Annotated in this window: 19 protein-coding genes; 14 read left to right on the top strand and 5 right to left on the bottom strand. The window is 75.2% G+C overall.

Annotated features, from left to right (window positions below; genetic code table 11):
• Window positions 1-33: 33 nt before the first annotated feature.
• From rpsI to CBP52_RS09240, 4 genes are all read left to right on the top strand, one after another.
• A complete protein-coding gene (gene rpsI / locus CBP52_RS09255) occupies window positions 34-519 on the top strand; it encodes a 30S ribosomal protein S9 (RefSeq protein ID WP_094180702.1) in 486 nt (161 codons plus the stop codon).
• 147 nt (window positions 520-666) lie between these two features.
• A complete protein-coding gene (gene glmM, locus CBP52_RS09250) occupies window positions 667-2,013 on the top strand; it encodes a phosphoglucosamine mutase (protein ID WP_094180701.1) in 1,347 nt (448 codons plus the stop codon).
• Window positions 2,010-2,660 carry a peptide deformylase gene (locus CBP52_RS09245; protein ID WP_094180700.1) on the top strand — a complete coding sequence of 217 codons (651 nt, stop codon included), beginning with the start codon at window positions 2,010-2,012 and terminating at the stop codon, window positions 2,658-2,660. The genes glmM and CBP52_RS09245 overlap by 4 nt, the downstream gene beginning before the upstream one ends.
• A gap of 204 nt (window positions 2,661-2,864) precedes the next feature.
• A complete protein-coding gene (locus tag CBP52_RS09240; protein ID WP_094180699.1) occupies window positions 2,865-3,578 on the top strand; it encodes a DedA family protein in 714 nt (237 codons plus the stop codon).
• Between the two features lie 19 nt (window positions 3,579-3,597).
• On the opposite strand, the gene coaA is transcribed toward CBP52_RS09240, so the two are convergent.
• Complete coding sequence (gene coaA / locus CBP52_RS09235) at window positions 3,598-4,563, bottom strand: type I pantothenate kinase (protein ID WP_094180698.1); 966 nt, start codon at window positions 4,561-4,563, stop codon at window positions 3,598-3,600.
• Between the two features lie 94 nt (window positions 4,564-4,657).
• Between coaA and glmS the strand changes: the two genes are divergently transcribed.
• From glmS to CBP52_RS09220, 3 genes are read left to right on the top strand one after another with little or no spacing between them, the layout of a single operon-like run.
• Entirely contained in the window at window positions 4,658-6,514 is a 1,857-nt protein-coding gene (gene glmS, locus CBP52_RS09230; RefSeq protein WP_094180697.1) for a glutamine--fructose-6-phosphate transaminase (isomerizing), read from the top strand.
• A gap of 3 nt (window positions 6,515-6,517) precedes the next feature.
• Window positions 6,518-6,853 carry a pyrophosphatase gene (locus CBP52_RS09225; protein WP_094180696.1) on the top strand — a complete coding sequence of 112 codons (336 nt, stop codon included), beginning with the start codon at window positions 6,518-6,520 and terminating at the stop codon, window positions 6,851-6,853.
• Complete coding sequence (locus CBP52_RS09220) at window positions 6,850-7,203, top strand: holo-ACP synthase (RefSeq protein ID WP_094180695.1); 354 nt, start codon at window positions 6,850-6,852, stop codon at window positions 7,201-7,203. Before CBP52_RS09225 ends, CBP52_RS09220 begins: the two co-directional genes overlap by 4 nt.
• Before the next feature lie 78 nt (window positions 7,204-7,281).
• On the opposite strand, the gene CBP52_RS09215 is transcribed toward CBP52_RS09220, so the two are convergent.
• The 3 genes from CBP52_RS09215 to CBP52_RS09205 all read right to left on the bottom strand — a co-directional run bounded on the left by CBP52_RS09215 (window position 7,282) and on the right by CBP52_RS09205 (window position 9,029).
• Complete coding sequence (locus tag CBP52_RS09215) at window positions 7,282-7,485, bottom strand: hypothetical protein (RefSeq protein ID WP_094180694.1); 204 nt, start codon at window positions 7,483-7,485, stop codon at window positions 7,282-7,284.
• Between the two features lie 66 nt (window positions 7,486-7,551).
• Window positions 7,552-8,538, bottom strand: coding sequence for an LLM class F420-dependent oxidoreductase (locus CBP52_RS09210; protein ID WP_094180693.1), 987 nt, complete (start codon window positions 8,536-8,538; stop codon window positions 7,552-7,554).
• A gap of 38 nt (window positions 8,539-8,576) precedes the next feature.
• Complete coding sequence (locus CBP52_RS09205) at window positions 8,577-9,029, bottom strand: hypothetical protein (protein ID WP_094180692.1); 453 nt, start codon at window positions 9,027-9,029, stop codon at window positions 8,577-8,579.
• Window positions 9,030-9,133: 104 nt separating this feature from the next.
• Between CBP52_RS09205 and CBP52_RS09200 the strand changes: the two genes are divergently transcribed.
• Genes CBP52_RS09200 through CBP52_RS09175 form a run of 6 tightly spaced genes read left to right on the top strand, consistent with a single transcriptional unit; the run spans window position 9,134 to window position 14,645 of the window.
• Complete coding sequence (locus CBP52_RS09200; protein WP_094180691.1) at window positions 9,134-10,765, top strand: bifunctional ADP-dependent NAD(P)H-hydrate dehydratase/NAD(P)H-hydrate epimerase; 1,632 nt, start codon at window positions 9,134-9,136, stop codon at window positions 10,763-10,765.
• Window positions 10,762-11,982, top strand: a complete 1,221-nt coding sequence (alr, locus tag CBP52_RS09195; RefSeq protein ID WP_094180690.1) for an alanine racemase — start codon at window positions 10,762-10,764, stop codon at window positions 11,980-11,982. Before CBP52_RS09200 ends, alr begins: the two co-directional genes overlap by 4 nt.
• On the top strand, window positions 11,979-12,566 hold the full coding sequence (tsaE, locus tag CBP52_RS09190; protein WP_094180689.1) for a tRNA (adenosine(37)-N6)-threonylcarbamoyltransferase complex ATPase subunit type 1 TsaE: 588 nt from the start codon (window positions 11,979-11,981) through the stop codon (window positions 12,564-12,566). Before alr ends, tsaE begins: the two co-directional genes overlap by 4 nt.
• 5 nt (window positions 12,567-12,571) lie before the next feature.
• Entirely contained in the window at window positions 12,572-13,261 is a 690-nt protein-coding gene (tsaB, locus tag CBP52_RS09185; RefSeq protein WP_094180688.1) for a tRNA (adenosine(37)-N6)-threonylcarbamoyltransferase complex dimerization subunit type 1 TsaB, read from the top strand.
• Window positions 13,258-13,788 (top strand): ribosomal protein S18-alanine N-acetyltransferase, encoded by a 531-nt coding sequence (gene rimI, locus CBP52_RS09180; RefSeq protein WP_094180687.1) that lies wholly within the window; start codon window positions 13,258-13,260, stop codon window positions 13,786-13,788. The genes tsaB and rimI overlap by 4 nt, the downstream gene beginning before the upstream one ends.
• Entirely contained in the window at window positions 13,785-14,645 is an 861-nt protein-coding gene (locus CBP52_RS09175; protein ID WP_094180686.1) for a sulfurtransferase, read from the top strand. The genes rimI and CBP52_RS09175 overlap by 4 nt, the downstream gene beginning before the upstream one ends.
• Before the next feature lie 8 nt (window positions 14,646-14,653).
• Here CBP52_RS09175 and CBP52_RS09170 read toward each other — a convergent pair whose 3' ends face one another.
• Window positions 14,654-15,295, bottom strand: coding sequence for a malonic semialdehyde reductase (locus tag CBP52_RS09170; RefSeq protein WP_094180685.1), 642 nt, complete (start codon window positions 15,293-15,295; stop codon window positions 14,654-14,656).
• Between the two features lie 157 nt (window positions 15,296-15,452).
• On the opposite strand from CBP52_RS09170, the gene tsaD reads away from it, so the two are divergent.
• Window positions 15,453-16,499 carry a tRNA (adenosine(37)-N6)-threonylcarbamoyltransferase complex transferase subunit TsaD gene (tsaD, locus tag CBP52_RS09165; protein ID WP_094180684.1) on the top strand — a complete coding sequence of 349 codons (1,047 nt, stop codon included), beginning with the start codon at window positions 15,453-15,455 and terminating at the stop codon, window positions 16,497-16,499.
• Window positions 16,500-16,600: the final 101 nt, after the last annotated feature.

Below are 16,600 nucleotides of genomic sequence, written 5' to 3'. Positions count from 1 at the left end.
CCGGCGCGACAGTAGAGACGACAGGACATCCCCGTGGCAGAGACGACGGTCGACTACGACCTCGAGGGCGACGCGCCCAGCAGCTACACCAGCGAGACCTCGGCCCCGACCGGCCGTGGCCAGAGCATCACCGCGCCGGGCCAGGCGCTCGGCCGCCGCAAGGAGGCGATCGCGCGTGTGCGCCTCGTCCCCGGCACCGGTGAGTGGAAGATCAACGGCCGCACCCTCGAGGACTACTTCCCGAACAAGGTGCACCAGCAGCTCGTCAACTCCCCGCTCAAGGTCGTGGACGTCGAGGGTCGCTTCGACGTCATCGTCCGCGTGACCGGTGGTGGCGTGTCCGGCCAGGCCGGCGCCGTCCGACTCGGCATCGCGCGTGCGCTCAACGCGATCGACGCGGAGTCGAACCGCCCGGCCCTCAAGAAGGCCGGCTTCCTCACGCGTGACGCGCGTGTGGTCGAGCGCAAGAAGGCCGGTCTCAAGAAGGCCCGCAAGGCGCCGCAGTACTCGAAGCGCTGATCCTCAGCGCGGCCCGATGGCCCCGCGGTCGCTCGACCGTCGGGGCCATCGGCATGTCCGGGCCGCGTCCACGCCGGACGCGCACGCCCGCCCGCGGCCTGCCCGCGGGACCAGTAACGTTGCAGCGCGACGACGAAGGGGTCTGACATGGGCCAGCTGTTCGGTACCGACGGGGTGCGCGGGCTCGCGAACCGGGACGTCACGGCGGAGCTCGCGCTCGACCTCGCGGTCGCGGCGGCGCACGTGCTCGGCACGCGCGGGGAGTTCGAGGGCCACCGGCCCCGAGCGGTCGTCGGGCGCGACTCGCGTGCGTCGGGCGAGTTCCTGACCGCGGCGATCGCGGCCGGCCTCGCGTCGGCGGGCGTCGACGTGCACAACGTGGGCGTCCTGCCCACGCCCGCGGTGGCGTACCTGACCGCGACGACGGGCGTCGACATCGGCGTCGTGCTGTCCGCGTCACACAACCCCATGCCGGACAACGGCATCAAGTTCCTCGCGCGGGGCGGGCACAAGCTCGACGACGACCTCGAGGCGCAGATCGAGGCGCGCATCGGCGAGGACTGGCAGCGCCCTTCGGGCGGTGCGGTCGGCCGCATCCGGGTGGACACCGGCGGCGCGGGGGACGCGTACGTGCAGCACCTCGTCGCCAGCATCGGCACGCCGCTGACCGGCCTGCGCATCGCGGTGGACTGCGCGAACGGCGCCGCGAGCGAGGTCGGCCCCGCCGCGCTGCGCGAGGCCGGCGCCGACGTCGTCGTCATCAACGCCTCGCCGGACGGGCGCAACATCAACGAGAAGTGCGGCTCGACGCACCCCGAGCAGCTCCAGGCGTTCGTCGTGGCGTCCGGCGCCGACCTGGGCGTCGCGTTCGACGGTGACGCGGACCGCTGCCTCGCGGTCGACAGCTCAGGCACGCTCGTCGACGGCGACCAGATCATGGGCGTTCTCGCGGTCGCGCTGCGGGACGCGGGCGAGCTCGCGCAGGACACGCTCGTCGCGACCGTCATGAGCAACCTGGGCCTCAAGCTCGCGATGGAGTCGGTCGGGATCCGGGTGCTCGACACCGCGGTGGGCGACCGGTACGTGCTCGAGGCGATGCGCGCGGGCGGGTACACGCTCGGCGGCGAGCAGTCGGGCCACATCATCATGTCGAAGCACGCGACCACGGGTGACGGCGTGCTGACGGCGCTGCACCTCGCGTCGCGCGTCGCGGCGACCGGCACGCCGCTGCACGAGCTGGCGGCGCTCGTCGGGCGGCTGCCGCAGACGCTGGTCAACGTGCCGGGCGTCGACAAGAACCGCACGCACGACGAGGCGCTGCTCGACGCGGTCGCGGCGGCGGAGGTCCGGCTGGGCCGCACGGGCCGGGTGCTCCTGCGCCCCAGCGGCACCGAGCCGCTCGTGCGCGTCATGGTCGAGGCCGCGACGCAGGACGAGGCGGACGACGTCGCGGCCGGGCTCGCGGACGTGGTGCGCGAGCGGCTCGCGCTGTGACGTCGCCCGCGGCCCGGCTGCGCGACCTCACCCTGCGGGTCGTCGAGGCGGCCGCCGAGGGCGTCGCGCCGATCGTCCGCGCGGGTCACCCGGCGCTGCGGGCGACCGCGCAGGCGTACGACGGCCAGCTCGCGGACGACGAGCTCGCGGCGCTCGTCGCGGTCATGCACCGCACCATGCGCCACGCACCCGGGGTCGGGCTCGCGGCGCCGCAGATCGGCCTGCCGCTCGCGATCGCCGTGGTCGAGGACCCGGGCGTGAGCGACGAGCGCGTCGCGGAGGTGCGTGAGCGGGTCCGAGTCGAGGCGCGGGTGCTCGTGAACCCCGCGTACGAGGCGGCCGACGACGAGCGCGCCGCGTTCTACGAGGGCTGCCTGTCGGTGCCCGGCTACCAGGCCGTCGTCGCACGGCACCGCAGGGTCCGGCTCACGGGCCAGGACGAGACGGGCGCCGCGCTCGACGAGGTGCTGACCGGCTGGCCCGCGCGCATCGTGCAGCACGAGACCGACCACCTGCGCGGGACGCTCTACCTGGACCGCGCGGAGCTGCGCTCGCTCGCGGCGGCCGACGAGCTGGGTCTGCGCTGGGCGAGCGAGCCGCGGCCGGAGGCCGCGTCGGCAGCGCTGGGCTTCCCGCTGCCGAGCTGACCAGCGGGGACGTGGCGCGGCGCCGGAACCCCGGGGCGGCGCCACGCGTTGGGCAGGAAGGACCGGTACGCGAGCAGGCCGGCCGCTGCCCGTCAGGGGTGAGCCGGGGCGGTCACGGATACCAGGACCAGCCACGGGCCCGTACGGTGGACCAAGGTCCGTGGTCAGCGGACCGCAGGGGGACCGGCGGAGGGACGGAGCGAGATGGGCTTGGAGCAGTGGGCGCTCGATCTCGCGGCGTCGCCGTGGATCTACCTGGTCATGTACCTGTTCGCGGCGATCGACGGCTTCTTCCCCCCGATCCCGAGCGAGTCCGTCGTGATCGCGCTCGCCGCGCTCGCGGTGGGCCCCGGGGGCGAGCCGAACCTGTGGGTCGTCGTCCCGGTCGCCGCGCTCGGCGCGTTCACGGGTGACCAGATCGCCTTCAGCATCGGCCGCCGCGTGCCCGTGCACCGGTTGCGGCTCTTCCGCTCGGGCCGTGGGCAGGCCGCGCTGGCGTGGGCCGAGCGGGCGCTGGAGCGCCGCGGCGCGTCGTTCATCATCGCCGCGCGGTACATCCCGGTGGGCCGCGTGGCGGTCAACATGACCGCGGGTGCCGTCGGGTTCCCGCGCCGGCGGTTCACGTTCCTCGCGGCGATCGCCGCCGTGACGTGGGCGTGCTACTCGACGGTGATCGGCGTGAGCGCGGGTGCCGCGTTCCGTGACCACTCGCCGCTGTGGGGCGTCGTCGTCGGGGTGGTCGGGGGCGTCGTCATCGGCGTCGTCGTCGACTGGGCACTGCGCCGCTGGCTGTCGCGCGCGGACCCGGACGGTGCCGCGATCCTCGAGGCGGACGAGTCGCCCGCCCCCACCGACCCGCCGCAGGCGCCCGCGGACAAGGTCCGCACACCGCAGCACCACGGCCCGCACACGCGGTGACCCGCAGGGGCGGGCGGTCCTAGAGCTTGCGCAGGCGCACGCGCTGGACGCTGTGGTCGGAGCCCTTGGTGAGGACGAGGGTCGCGCGGCTGCGCGTCGGCAGGATGTTCTGCTCGAGGTTCGGGGAGTTGATGGAGTCCCAGATCGACTCGGCGCGCGCGACCGCCTCGTCGTCCGACAACGACGCGTACCGGTGGAAGTACGAGGCCGGGTCGGCGAACGCGGTCTGCCGCAGGCTGAGGAACCGGTCGACGTACCACTGCCGCACGTCGCGCGGCTTGGCGTCGACGTAGATCGAGAAGTCGAAGAAGTCGCTGACCGCGAGGCTGGAGCTGCCCTCGGCCGAGGGGCGCGCGGGCTGGAGCACGTTGAGCCCCTCGACGATCAGCACGTCGGGCCGCCGCACGACGATGTGCTCGCCGGGGACGATGTCGTACGTCAGGTGCGAGTACACCGGTGCCGTGACCTCGGGCTTGCCCGCCTTGACCTTGGACACGAACCGCAGCAGCGCGCGCCGGTCGTACGACTCGGGGAACCCCTTGCGCTGCATCAGCCCGCGGCGCTCGAGCTCGGCGTTCGGGTACAGGAAGCCGTCGGTCGTGATCAGCTGGACGCGCGGCGTCGCGGGCCAGCGGGCCAGGAGCTCGCGCAGCAGGCGGGCGGTGGTCGATTTGCCGACCGCGACGGACCCGGCGACCCCGATGACGAACGGCGTGGGCGTGATGTCCTCGCGCAGGAACGTCGACGACGCGGCGTGCAGACCGCGGGTGGCCTCGATGTACAGGTCGAGCAGGCGCGAGATGGGGCGGTAGATCGCGTCGACCTCGGCGAGGTCGATCGGGTCCCCGATGCCCGCGAGACGTTCGACGTCCGCGTCGGTGAGCGGCAGGGGGGTGGACGCCGACAGCCGCCGCCACGCCTCCCGGTCGAGGTCGACGTACGGGGTGGCGGGGGCCAGGGACGGCGTCGACGACGACGGGAGCACCCCCCGATTGTGCCGGACGCGGCGGCTGGCCACGTGACGGGGGCGACCTGCCACGCCGCGAGCCCCGTACGGGGCGCCGGATAGACTCGCCCTCATGTGTGGAATCGTCGGCTACGTCGGTAGCCCGGTCGCCAGCGCCCGCCCCCTCGAGGTCGTCATCGAAGGTCTGCGGCGGCTCGAGTACCGCGGGTACGACTCCGCGGGCGTCGCGCTGGTCGGCCCGTCGGGAGTCCTCGCCACCGCCAAGAAGGCCGGCAAGCTCGCGAACCTGGTCGAGGAGATCGACGCGCACCCGCTGCCGGACGCGACCGCCGCGATCGGCCACACCCGCTGGGCCACGCACGGCGGGCCGACGGACGTCAACGCGCACCCGCACGTCGCGGGGGACCTGGCGGTCATCCACAACGGCATCGTCGAGAACTTCGCGGTTCTCAAGGCGCAGCTCGTGGCGGACGGTGTCGAGTTCGCCTCGGAGACCGACACCGAGGTCGTCGCGCACCTGCTCGCCCGGGCGTACACCGAGACGGGCGACCTGACGACCGCGATGGGCCGCGTGGCCCGCGCGCTCGAGGGCACGTTCACGCTGCTGGCCGTGCACGCCGCGGTGCCGGACACCGTGGTCGGCGCCCGGCACGACTCGCCGCTCGTCGTCGGGCTGGGTACGGGGGAGAACTTCCTCGGCTCGGACGTCGCGGCGTTCATCGCGCACACGCGCGAGGCGCTCGAGCTGGGCCAGGACCAGGTCGTGACGATCACGCCCGACGAGGTGCGGGTGACCGACTTCGACGGCGTGCCCGCGCAGGCGCGGCGCTACACGGTCGACTGGGACGCGGCGGCAGCGGAGAAGGGCGGCTTCCGCTCCTTCATGGACAAGGAGATCCACGACCAGCCGCACGCGGTCGCGGACACGCTCCTGGGCCGCACCGACGTGAGCGGGCGCCTGGTGCTCGACGAGGTGCGCATCGAGGAGTCGGTGCTGCGCGCGGTCGACAAGATCGTCGTCGTCGCGTGCGGTACCGCGGCGTACGCGGGGCACGTCGCCAAGTACGCGATCGAGCACTGGTGCCGGATCCCGGTCGAGGTCGAGCTCGCGCACGAGTTCCGCTACCGCGACCCCGTGGTGGACGAGCGCACGCTCGTCGTCGCCGTCTCGCAGTCCGGCGAGACGATGGACACGCTGATGGCCGTGCGGCACGCGCGCGAGCAGGGCGCGAAGGTGCTCGCGATCGTCAACACCCACGGCTCGACGATCCCGCGCGAGTCCGACGCGGTCCTCTACACGCACGCCGGCCCGGAGATCGCGGTCGCCTCGACGAAGGCGTTCCTGTCGCAGATCACCGCGGCGTACCTGTTGGGCCTGTACCTCGCGCAGCTGCGCGGCAACATGTACGCCGACGAGGTCGCGCGCATCCTCGACGAGCTGCGCGCCATCCCGGACAAGATCCAGCAGGTCCTCGACCGGGCGGGCCGCGTGCGGGAGATCGCACGGTGGATGGCGGACACGCAGTCGGTGCTGTTCCTCGGCCGGCACGTGGGCTTCCCGGTCGCGATGGAGGGTGCGCTCAAGCTCAAGGAGCTCGCGTACATCCACGCGGAGGGCTTCGCGGCGGGCGAGCTCAAGCACGGCCCGATCGCGCTGATCGAGCCCGGCCAGCCCGTGTTCGTCGTGGTGCCCTCGCCGCGTGGCCGGCACTCGCTGCACTCGAAGGTCGTCTCGAACATCCAGGAGATCCGGGCGCGCGGCGCGCGCACGCTCGTGATCGCCGAGGACGGCGACGAGGCGGTCCGCCCGTTCGCGGACGAGGTGTTCTACGTCCCGCAGTCGCCCACGCTCCTCGCGCCGCTGCTCGCGGTGGTGCCGCTGCAGATCTTCGCGTGCGAGCTCGCGACCGCCAAGGGCCTCGACGTCGACCAGCCGCGCAACCTCGCCAAGTCCGTCACGGTCGAGTGAGCGGTGGAGCTCGCCGACGCGCAGCGTGAGGTCGAGACGATCAGCCGCGTCTACGCGCGGCTGCACGGCATCGAGCGCACCGACGACTGGGCGGTGCTCAAGCTGGGCGAGGAGGTCGGCGAGCTGACGCGCGCCTACCTCGCGGCCACGGGGCGCTCGCGGCACCAGGGCGACCCGGCCGAGCTCGCGGCCGCGGTGCGCGACGAGGTCGCGGACGTCCTGGGGATGCTCATGATCGTCGCGCACCGCCTCGGCGTGGACCTCGACGACGCGGTCGAGCGCAAGTGGCTGCGGTGGAAGCACCTGGTCGAGGAGCAGGACCTGGAGCCGCAGCCGTGATCGTCGGGGTCGGCATCGACGTCGTCGACGTCGCGCGGTTCGTCGCGACGCTGCACCGCGTCCCGGCGCTGCGCGAGCGGCTGTTCACGCCCGACGAGCGTGTGATGCCCGAGACGTCGCTCGCGGCGCGGTTCGCCGCGAAGGAGGCCATCGCGAAGGCCCTGGGGGCGCCGCCGGGGATGTCCTGGCAGGACGCGACCGTGCGGCGGGTGGTGGGCGCGCAGCCGGTGGTCGAGCTGACCGGCACGGTGCTCGCGCGCGCGGCCGAGCTCGGGGTCACGCGGTGGCACCTGTCGATCTCGCACGACGCGGGCATCGCGTCGGCGATGGTCGTCGCGGAGCGCGACTGACGAACCGGCCGGGGCCGTCGGGACGGCCGAGGCCCGCCACCGCGACAGCGGTGACGGGCCCCGGCGTGGTGCGTGCGGTCAGCGCGCGATCGCGGCGGTCTGCTTCGACGTCGCCGTGCCGGCCAGGTGGCCGGGACGCTTGGCCGTGACCTTGACCGAGAGCTTCTTGCCCGCGTCGGACGAGGTGAGCGCGTAGGTGTTCTTCGTCGCGCCCGAGATCGCCTTGCCGTCACGCAGCCACTGGTAGCCCGGTCGAGCGAGCCCGGACGTCCCGACCGCCACCCGTGTGCGCGCGGTACGGCGGGTGACGGGCCGCCGGCCGCCCCGGGCGGCGCCGGGTCGGGTACGTCAGCGCAGCGCGGGGACGACCTGGTCGGCGAACAGCTCGATGCTCGAGCGGTCGTACGCCGCGTCGGCGAAGTAGGTGATCGCGTACCCGAGGCCCAGCTCGCGCAGCGCCGTCAGCTTCTCGACGACCTGCTCCGGCGTGCCGACCAGCGGCCCCTTGCGGAGGTCCTCGGCGAGCCCGGGCGCCTTGTCCGGCACGGTCAGCGCGTAGTGCTCCTCGAGCCACGCGACCTTGTCGTCGACGTCCGCCTCGGTCTCGCCGATGACGACGTTGTAGTTGGCCGAGCGCGTGATCTCGGCTGGGTCGCGGCCGATCGCGGCGCAGTGCTCCGCGAGGATCTGCGACTTGTGCGCGAAGCCCTCGGGGCTGCCGTCGAAGTTGGTGTACTGCGCGTGCTCGGCGGCGATCCGCAGCGTCTTGCGCTCGCCGCCGCCCGCGATCCACAGCGGGGGACCGTCGACCTGCAGCGGCAGCGGCGACAGCTGGGCGCCGTCCACCTGGTAGTGCCGGCCGGCGAACGTCGCGACGCCGTCGGTCCACATCTGCTTGAAGATCTGCACGCCCTCGTCGAGCATCGCGATCCGCTCGCCGGCGCTGGGGAACCCGTACCCGTACGCGCGCCACTCGTGCTCGTACCAGCCCGCACCGATGCCCATCTCGACGCGTCCGCCCGAGATCACGTCGGCCGTCGTCGCGACCTTCGCCAGGTAGGCGGGGTTCCGGTATGCCATGCACGTGCACATCTGCCCGAGCCGCACGCGCGACGTGCTCGCCGCGAACGCGTTGATGAGGCTCCACGCCTCGTGCGTCGCCTCGCCGTTCGGCTCCGGCACCGCGTGGAAGTGGTCGTAGACCCAGATCGACTCGAACGCGTCGCCCTCGTCGGCGTACCGCGCGAGCCCGCTCATCACCGCCCAGTGCTGCGAGGCGTCGATGCCCGTGAGGTCCTGCCGCCAGCCCTGGGGGATGAAGAGTCCGAAGCGCATGCGGCGCACGCTACCCCCGCGGGCGCGGGACGGCAGGGTCAGGCGGGGAACGTCTCACCGAACCGGACGACGAGCGCGGCGAAGCCCGTCCCGACGGTGCCGGCGAGCGTGACCGCGGCGAGGATCAGGGTGAGCGTCGCACGCGTGGTGCGTCCCTGGCGGCGCGGGGTCACGTCGGCGGGGTGGTGCGGGTCGACCCAGACCGTGCCGTCGAACGTGTACGCCACGCCGGGCGCGCGCACGAGCCAGACGAACAGCTGAGCCCGCAGCGGGCGGCCGTCGGGCCCGGGGTACTCGACGTCGACGAACGTCCCCGGCCCGACGTACGCGGACGACAGGGCGCGTGCCGGCACCTGCACGCGGTGCACGCGCCGTGCGGCGGCCAGCCAGCGCCCGCCGAGGGTCGCCAGGACGGCGGTGAGCAGAGCGCACACCGCGCACACGAGCCACAGCACCGCGGCGGGGGACGGGTCGCTCGCGGTGGCGTGCACGGTTCCTCCTGGATGACGCGACGGGGCGGGACGACTGGACCGGCGGGAAACGTAGCAAACCGCTCTCGTTGGCCTCGTCGCGGATCCGGCGCGAGGATGGGCACGTGCTGCTGTCCTGGACGTCCGCGCAGGTCCGCGCCGCGGAGGCCCCGCTCCTCGCCGACGGTGTCCCGCTCATGCAGCGCGCGTCGTTCGCGCTCGCGGGCGCGGTCGCGCGCGTGCTGCGTGAGCGACGTGGTCGCGTCGTCGGCGGGTCCGTCGTGCTGCTGGTCGGGCCGGGGAACAACGGCGGTGACGCCCTGCACGCGGGCGCGTACCTGCGGGCACGGGGTGCGGACGTGGTGGCGCTCGCGGTCGCACCGCGCGTGCACGACGAGGGCCGCGCGGCGCTCGAGGCGGCGGGCGGTCGCGTGGTCGTGGTCGACGAGGACGGCGTCGCGGCCGCCGCGGCGCGTGCGGCCGGTGCGGACGTCGTGCTCGACGGGATCCTGGGGATCGGGGCCCGGCCCGGGGGGCTGACGGGCGTCGCGGGCGCGCTCGTGGCACGGCTGTCGGCGCGCGACGACGAGCGCGGCCCCGTGGTCGTCGCGGTCGACACGCCGTCGGGCATCGGCGTCGACGACGGCTCGGCGACCGGGACGGTGCTGCGCGCCGACCGGACCGTGACGTTCGGTGCCGCCAAGCCGGGGCTGCTGCTGCCGCCGGCGGCCCGGCTCGCGGGTGAGCTCGAGGTCGTCGACATCGGTCTCGACCTGCCGGGGCGGCCCGCGATCGCGCGGCTCGAGGGCCACGACGCCGCCGCGCTGTGGCCCGTCCCCGGGCCGACGGCGCACAAGTACTCGCGCGGGGTCGTCGGGGTGGTCGCGGGCGCGCGGCGCTACCCCGGCGCGGCGGTGCTCGCGACGTCGGCCGCCGTGCTCGCGGGCGTGGGGATGGTCCGGTACCTGGGTGACGTGGCGGACCTCGTCGTCGCGCGGCGGCCCGAGGTGGTGGCCGGGCCGGGGCACGTGCAGGCGTGGGTGTTCGGGCCGGGGGTCTCGCCCGAGGACGCCGCGCAGCGGCGGCGCATCGAGCACGCCTTCGAGGGCGTGCTGCACCGCGCCGAGCCCGCGGTCGTCGACGCGGGTGCGCTCGAGCTGCTGCCGCCGCGCGTGCCCGCGCACGTCGTGCTCACCCCGCACGCGGGTGAGCTCGCGCGGCTGCTGACGGCCCGCGGGCACCGCGTCGACCGCGAGCACGTGGAGGCGCACCCGTTGCGGCACGCGCGCCTCGCGCACGAGCTCACGGGCGCGACCGTGCTGGTCAAGGGGCACGTCACGCTCGTCGTCGGGCCGGACGGCGCCGCGTACGCGCAGTCCGACGCGCCCGCGTGGCTCGCCACCGCGGGGGCCGGCGACGTGCTCGCGGGCCTGCTGGGGGCGATGCTCGCGGGACGCGCGGCGGACGTCGCCGACGACCCGTCGCTCGCGGCCGCGCTCGCGGCGGCCGCCGCGCTCGTGCACGGCCGTGCGGCGCGCACCGCGAACCCCGGCGGTCCCGTCACGGCGCGCGCGGTCGCGCTCGCGCTGCCCGAGACGGTGGCCGCGCTGCTCCGCGCGGACGCGTCCCGGCCGACGGTCGGCTGGACCGCCGGCTCGACGGCCCGCGTGACGACAGGGCCGACGACAGGGCCGACGACAGGGCCGACGACGAGGTCGGCGGAGGGGCCGGGTCGCGGTGGGAGGATGGGCCGGTGAGCTTCCCCGCCCGAGCCGTCGTCGACCTGTCCGTCATCGCGTCCAACGTCCGCTCCCTGCGCGCCCACGCGCCCACCGCGCAGCTCATGGCCGTGGTGAAGGCCGACGCGTACGGGCACGGGCTCGTGCCGTCGGCGCGCGCGGCGGTCGCGGGCGGTGCGACGTGGCTGGGCACCGCGCAGATGGACGAGGCGATCGCGCTGCGCGACGCGGGCGTCACCGCGCCGCGTGTGCTCACGTGGCTGTACGCGCCGGGCGCACCGATCGCCCGCGCGATCGAGGCGGACGTCGACGTCTCCGTCTCGTCCGCCCCCGCGCTCGACGAGGTCGTCGCGGCCGCGCGGCTCGTCGGCCGGACCGCGCGCGTGCACCTCAAGGTCGACACGGGCCTCGGCCGCAACGGCCTGACCCCCGACGGCCTCGCGGACCTGCTCCCCGCCGCGCTGCGGGCCCAGGCGGAGGGCGCGGTCGCCCTCGTCGGGATCTGGTCCCACCTCGCGTTCGCCGACGAGCCCGACCACGCGACCGTGCGCGCGCAGCACGACGTGTTCGCCGACGCCGTCCGGCTCGCGGAGGCCGCCGGCGCGGCGATCGAGGTCCGGCACATCGCGAACTCCGCCGCGACCCTCACGTCGCCGCAGGTGCACTACGACCTGGTGCGGCCCGGCATCGCGGTCTACGGGCTGTCGCCCGTGCCGCAGCTCGGTGGTCCGGGCGACTACGGGCTCGTGCCCGCGATGACGCTCGAGGCCGAGCTCGCGACCGTCAAGCGCGTGCCCGCGGGCCACGGGGTGTCCTACGCGCACCAGTACGTCACGCCGCACGAGACGCGGCTCGGGGTGGTGCCGCTCGGGTACGCGGACGGCATACCGCGGCACGCCTCGGGCTCGCGCGAGCGGTCCGGCGGGCCGATCCGCGTGGGTGACCGCACGCTCGGCGTCGCGGGGCGGGTCTGCATGGACCAGGTGGTCGTCGACCTCGGCCCGGACGCGACCGAGCAGGCCGGGGACCGCGTCGAGCTGTTCGGCACGGGTGCGGACGGCGGGCCGACCGCGCAGGACTGGGCCGTCGCCGCCGGGACCATCTCGTACGAGATCGTCACGCGGCTGTCCGGCTCGGTGCCGCGCGAGTACGTCGGCGTCGAGGTGCTCGGGGGCTCCGCCGGCGAGGCCGCGGCGGCGACCGGCGCGGCCGCGGTCACGGGAGGTGCGCGATGAGCGACGTCGTCGTCCGGCTGCCCGACGCGCAGGCCACCCGCGGGTTCGGCCGTGCGCTCGCGGGCGTGCTGCGCGCGGGTGACCTCCTGGTCCTCACCGGTGACCTCGGCGCCGGCAAGACCACGCTCACGCAGGGCATCGGCGCGGGCCTCGGCGTGCGCGGACAGGTCGCCTCGCCGACGTTCATCATCGCCCGGGTGCACCCCGGGCTCGTGCGCGAGGACGGCACGCAGGGCCCCGACCTCGTGCACGTCGACGCGTACCGGCTGTCCTCGCTCGACGAGGTCGAGGCCCTCGACCTCGACTCGAGCCTCGAGGACGCGGTCACGGTCGTCGAGTGGGGTCGGGGCTGGGTGGAGGCGATCGCCACCGACCGGCTCGAGATCGCCCTGACGCGACCGCGCGGTGCGGCGACGGCGGAGGACGCCGCGGAGGTCGCCGACGACGACGGGGGTGCGGGGGAGCGCGTCGTGACGCTGCGCGCGGTCGGCGAGCGGTGGTCCGGGGTCGACCTGGCGGCGCTCGCGCGCGCGGCGGACGACGCCGCCGACCGCACGGTCGGCGCGGACGACGTGGCAGGCTGAGCGTCGTGCCCCTGCTCGCCCTCGACACGTCCTCGTCCGTCTCCGTCGCCGTCACGGACGACGCCGGCAGCGCGCTCGTCCGCCACCGCGCGGACCTGCCCCGTCATCACGCGGAGCTGCTCGCCCCGCTCGTCGCCGAGGCGCTCGCGGATGCCGGCGTCGACCGCCGCGAGCTGTCCGCGGTCGTCGTCGGCACCGGTCCGGCGCCGTTCACCGGCCTGCGCGTCGGCCTGGTGAGCGCGCGGACCCTCGCGCTCGCACTCGGCGTGCCCGCGCTCGGCGTGCCGAGCCTCGACGCGCTCGCCGCGGCCGCGACCCGTGCGGTCCCGACGGGCGCGCCGCTGGTCGTCGCGACCGACGCGCGCCGCCGCGAGGTCTACTGGGCCGCGTACCGGCGTGACGAGCAGGGCGTCCTGGGCGCGCTCGTCGAGCCGCGCGTCGGGCCGGCGCACGAGGTGGCCGACGAGCCCGCGGTGGCGGGCGGCTTCGTCGTCGGCGCCGGCACGCACCTGTACCCCGACGCGTTCGCGGGCCTGACGCACGTGGCGGGCGCCGACGACCTCGACGCGGCCGAGCTCGTGCCGCTCGCGCTCGCGCGCCGCGCGGCGGGTGAGGCGCTCGGCACCGACCCGCTGTACCTGCGCCGCCCGGACGCCGTGCCGTCGGCGGGCAGCAAGCGCGTCCTGGGCGGATGAGCCCCGACAGCACGCCGCTGCGGCTGCGGCCGCTGACGCCCGACGACGTCCCGGCGCTGGACGTCCTGGAGCGCACGCTGTTCGGCGCCGCGGCCTGGTCGCCCGCGAGCCTCGCCGACGAGGTCGTCGGCCCGGGGCGCTGGTACGTCGGGGCGCAGTACGGCAACGGCCCGCTCGTCGGGTACGCCGGGCTGTGGTTCGACGGCTACGACGCGCAGGTGATGACGATCGGCACGGCGGTGGGGCACCAGGGCCGCGGCATCGGCCGGGTGCTGCTCGACGCGCTCGTCGCGCGGGCGCGCGAGGTCGGCGCACCGTCGGTGTTCCTCGAGGTGCGGGTCGACAACGAGCCCGCGCTGCGGCTGTACCAGCGGGCCGGGTTCGAGAAGCTCGGCCTGCGCCGCGGGTACTACCAGCCGGAGAACAAGGACGCCTGGACGATGCGCCTCGACCTGGCGCAGGCTCCGGGTGGAGGACCCCGCGCGACCGCGGGGTCCGGTGCCGACGAGACGGGGGAGCGGGCATGACGAACGGGACGACGGACACGACGCGCGCCGCGGTGCTGGTGGACGCGGTGGCGCTCGCGGCGGAGCTGGCGGGCGACGAGCCGCCCGTCCTGCTGGACGTGCGCTGGGCGCTGGGCCGCTCCGACGGCCACGAGCAGTACCTCGCGGGGCACCTGCCCGGCGCGGTCTACGTGGACCTCGACTCCGAGCTCGCGGCGCCGCCGAGCGCCGCCGCCGGCCGGCACCCGCTGCCGGACGTCGCGGCGCTCGAGGCCGCCGCGCGGCGCTGGGGCGTGCGGGAGGGGGTGCCGGTCGTGGCGTACGACGCGAGCGGCGGCACCTCCGCGGCGCGCGCGTGGTGGCTGCTGCGCTGGGCGGGCGTCGCGGACGTGCGGCTGCTCGACGGCGGGCTCGCGGCCTGGTCGGCAGAGGGCTTGTCGCTCGAGCCGGGCGAGGTCACGCCGGAGCCGGGCGACGTGGTGCTCGCGCCCGGCGCGCTCCCGACGATCGACGCCGACGACGCGGCCGCGTGGCCGCACGAGGGCACGCTGCTCGACGCTCGCGCGGCGGAGCGCTACGCGGGCGAGGTCGAGCCGGTGGACCCGCGTGCGGGCCACATCCCGGGCGCGGTGAGCGCGCCGACCGCGCAGAACCTCGCGGACGACGGCACGTTCCTGCCCGCGGACGCGCTGACGGAGCGGTTCCGCGCGCTGCGGGCCGCGGCGGGTGCGCCGGTCGCGGTGTACTGCGGCTCGGGGGTCACGGCGGCGCACCAGGTCGCGGCGCTCGCGAGCATCGGGGTGGAGGCGGCGCTGTACCCGGGTTCGTGGTCGCAGTGGTCGTCGGACCCGGACCGCCCGGTCGCGACCGGGTCCTGACCGACGCCTCAGACGGTCGTGGAGACCTGGTCCCAGGTGAGCCGCGCGGCCCGGGGGTGCGCGGTGCCCACGCCGTCACGGTGGCCGACGAGGACGATCAGCTGCGACTGCCAGCCCGTCCCGGCGAGCAGCTGCTCGTCGACGCCCGCGGCGTCGAACCCGCCGATCGGGCCCACGTCGAGGCCGGTGGCGCGCAGCGCGGTGAGCAGGTAGCCGGTCTGGATGAGCGTGTTGGTGCGCGCCATGCCCGCGCGCGTCTCGGGCTGGGCGTCGAGCGCGTCGACCATCGCGGCGCGGTGCGGGGCGAGCACCGGCAGGTGGTGGTGGAACGCCGGGTCGGCGGCGACGACGAGCGTGACGGGCGCGGCCAGGACGCGCTCGCGGTTGCCCTCGGCGGCGAGCGCGGCGAGCCGGGCCTTCGCCTCGTCGGAACGCACGACGAGCAGGCGCAGCGGCGTGATGTTCATCGCGGTCGGGCCCCACTTGAGCAGGTCGTACGCGGCCTGCAGGTCGGCGTCGGTCACGGGCTGGTCCGTGAACGCGCCGACGGTCCGGGCGCCGCGGAATAGCAGGTCGGCGGCGTCGTCGCCGATCGCGTACGTGGGCGTCGGGAAGTCGAGGGAGTCGATCGTCGAGGTCTCGGTCGTCATAGTTCACTTGAAGTCTCAACCAACCTCGACACTTCCCCCGGCGGCGTGTGACCGTCGTCACAGTGCGTCGGCACGTCTCGCGCTCGCCTCGCACGGGGGCCCACCCGGCGACGCGGCCGGTGCGAGCCCGGCGCGCGAGCGGCCTAAGGTTGTCGGCATGCCGAACAGCGAGCCCCTCGTCCTCGGGATCGAGACGTCGTGCGACGAGACCGGCGTCGCGCTCGTGCGCGGGTACGACCTGCTCGTCGACGCGGTGGCGTCCTCGGTCGACGAGCACGCGCGGTTCGGCGGGATCATCCCCGAGATCGCGTCGCGCGCCCACCTGGAGGCGATGGTCCCGACGATCGAGCGTGCGCTCGCCACCGCCGACGTCACGCTCGACCAGGTCGACGCGATCGCCGTGACCGCGGGACCGGGCCTGGTCGGGCCGCTCACCGTCGGCGCCGCCGCGGCGAAGGCCCTCGCGATCGGTCTCGACAAGCCGCTGTACGGCGTCAACCACGTCATCGGCCACGCCGTCGTCGACGAGCTCGTCGACGGCCCGTTCCCGGAGCGCGTCATGGCGCTCGTCGTCTCCGGCGGGCACTCCTCGCTCCTCATGCTCGACGACACCGTGCACGTCACCGAGCTCGGCTCGACGCTCGACGACGCCGCAGGGGAGGCGTTCGACAAGGTGGGCCGCCTGCTCGGCCTGCCCTACCCGGGCGGCCCGCACATCGACCGCCTCGCGCGTGAGGGGAACCCCGAGGCGATCCGCTTCCCGCGGGGTCTGACCGCCGCCAAGGACCAGGCGAAGCACGCGACGGACTTCTCGTTCTCCGGGCTGAAGACGGCGGTGGCGCGCTGGGTCGAGGCACGCCAGGACGCGGGCGAGGAGCTGCCGCTCGCGGACGTGTCCGCGTCGTTCGCCGCCGCGGTCGCGGACGTGCTGACCGCCAAGACGATCGCGGCGTGCCGCGCGCACGGGGTGTCGACGCTCGTCGTCGGCGGCGGGTTCTCCGCCAACTCCCAGCTGCGGGACCTGGCCGCCCAGCGGTGCGCCGAGGCCGGCATCGAGCTGCGCATCCCGCCCATCCGCTACTGCACCGACAACGGCGCGATGATCGCCGCGCTCGGCTCGGCGGTCGTCCGCCGCGGCATGCGGCCCTCGTCGCTCGACATCCCCGTCGACTCCTCGATGCCCCTCACGCAGGTCCTCGTCTAGGGCCCCGGCCTGCGCATCTGGGTCGGAAGTCACGCGCGCGCGCCGGGGTGGCGTCCCTAGCGTGGACGTGACGCGGCGTGGGCACGCCGCGCAGCGTGCGG

It is taken from the genome of Cellulomonas sp. PSBB021 (assembly GCF_002240455.1).
GTDB classification, from domain to species: domain Bacteria; phylum Actinomycetota; class Actinomycetes; order Actinomycetales; family Cellulomonadaceae; genus Cellulomonas; species Cellulomonas uda.
Note: the sequence above shows the minus strand (reverse complement) of the source record. Positions and strands in the feature narration are given on the sequence as shown.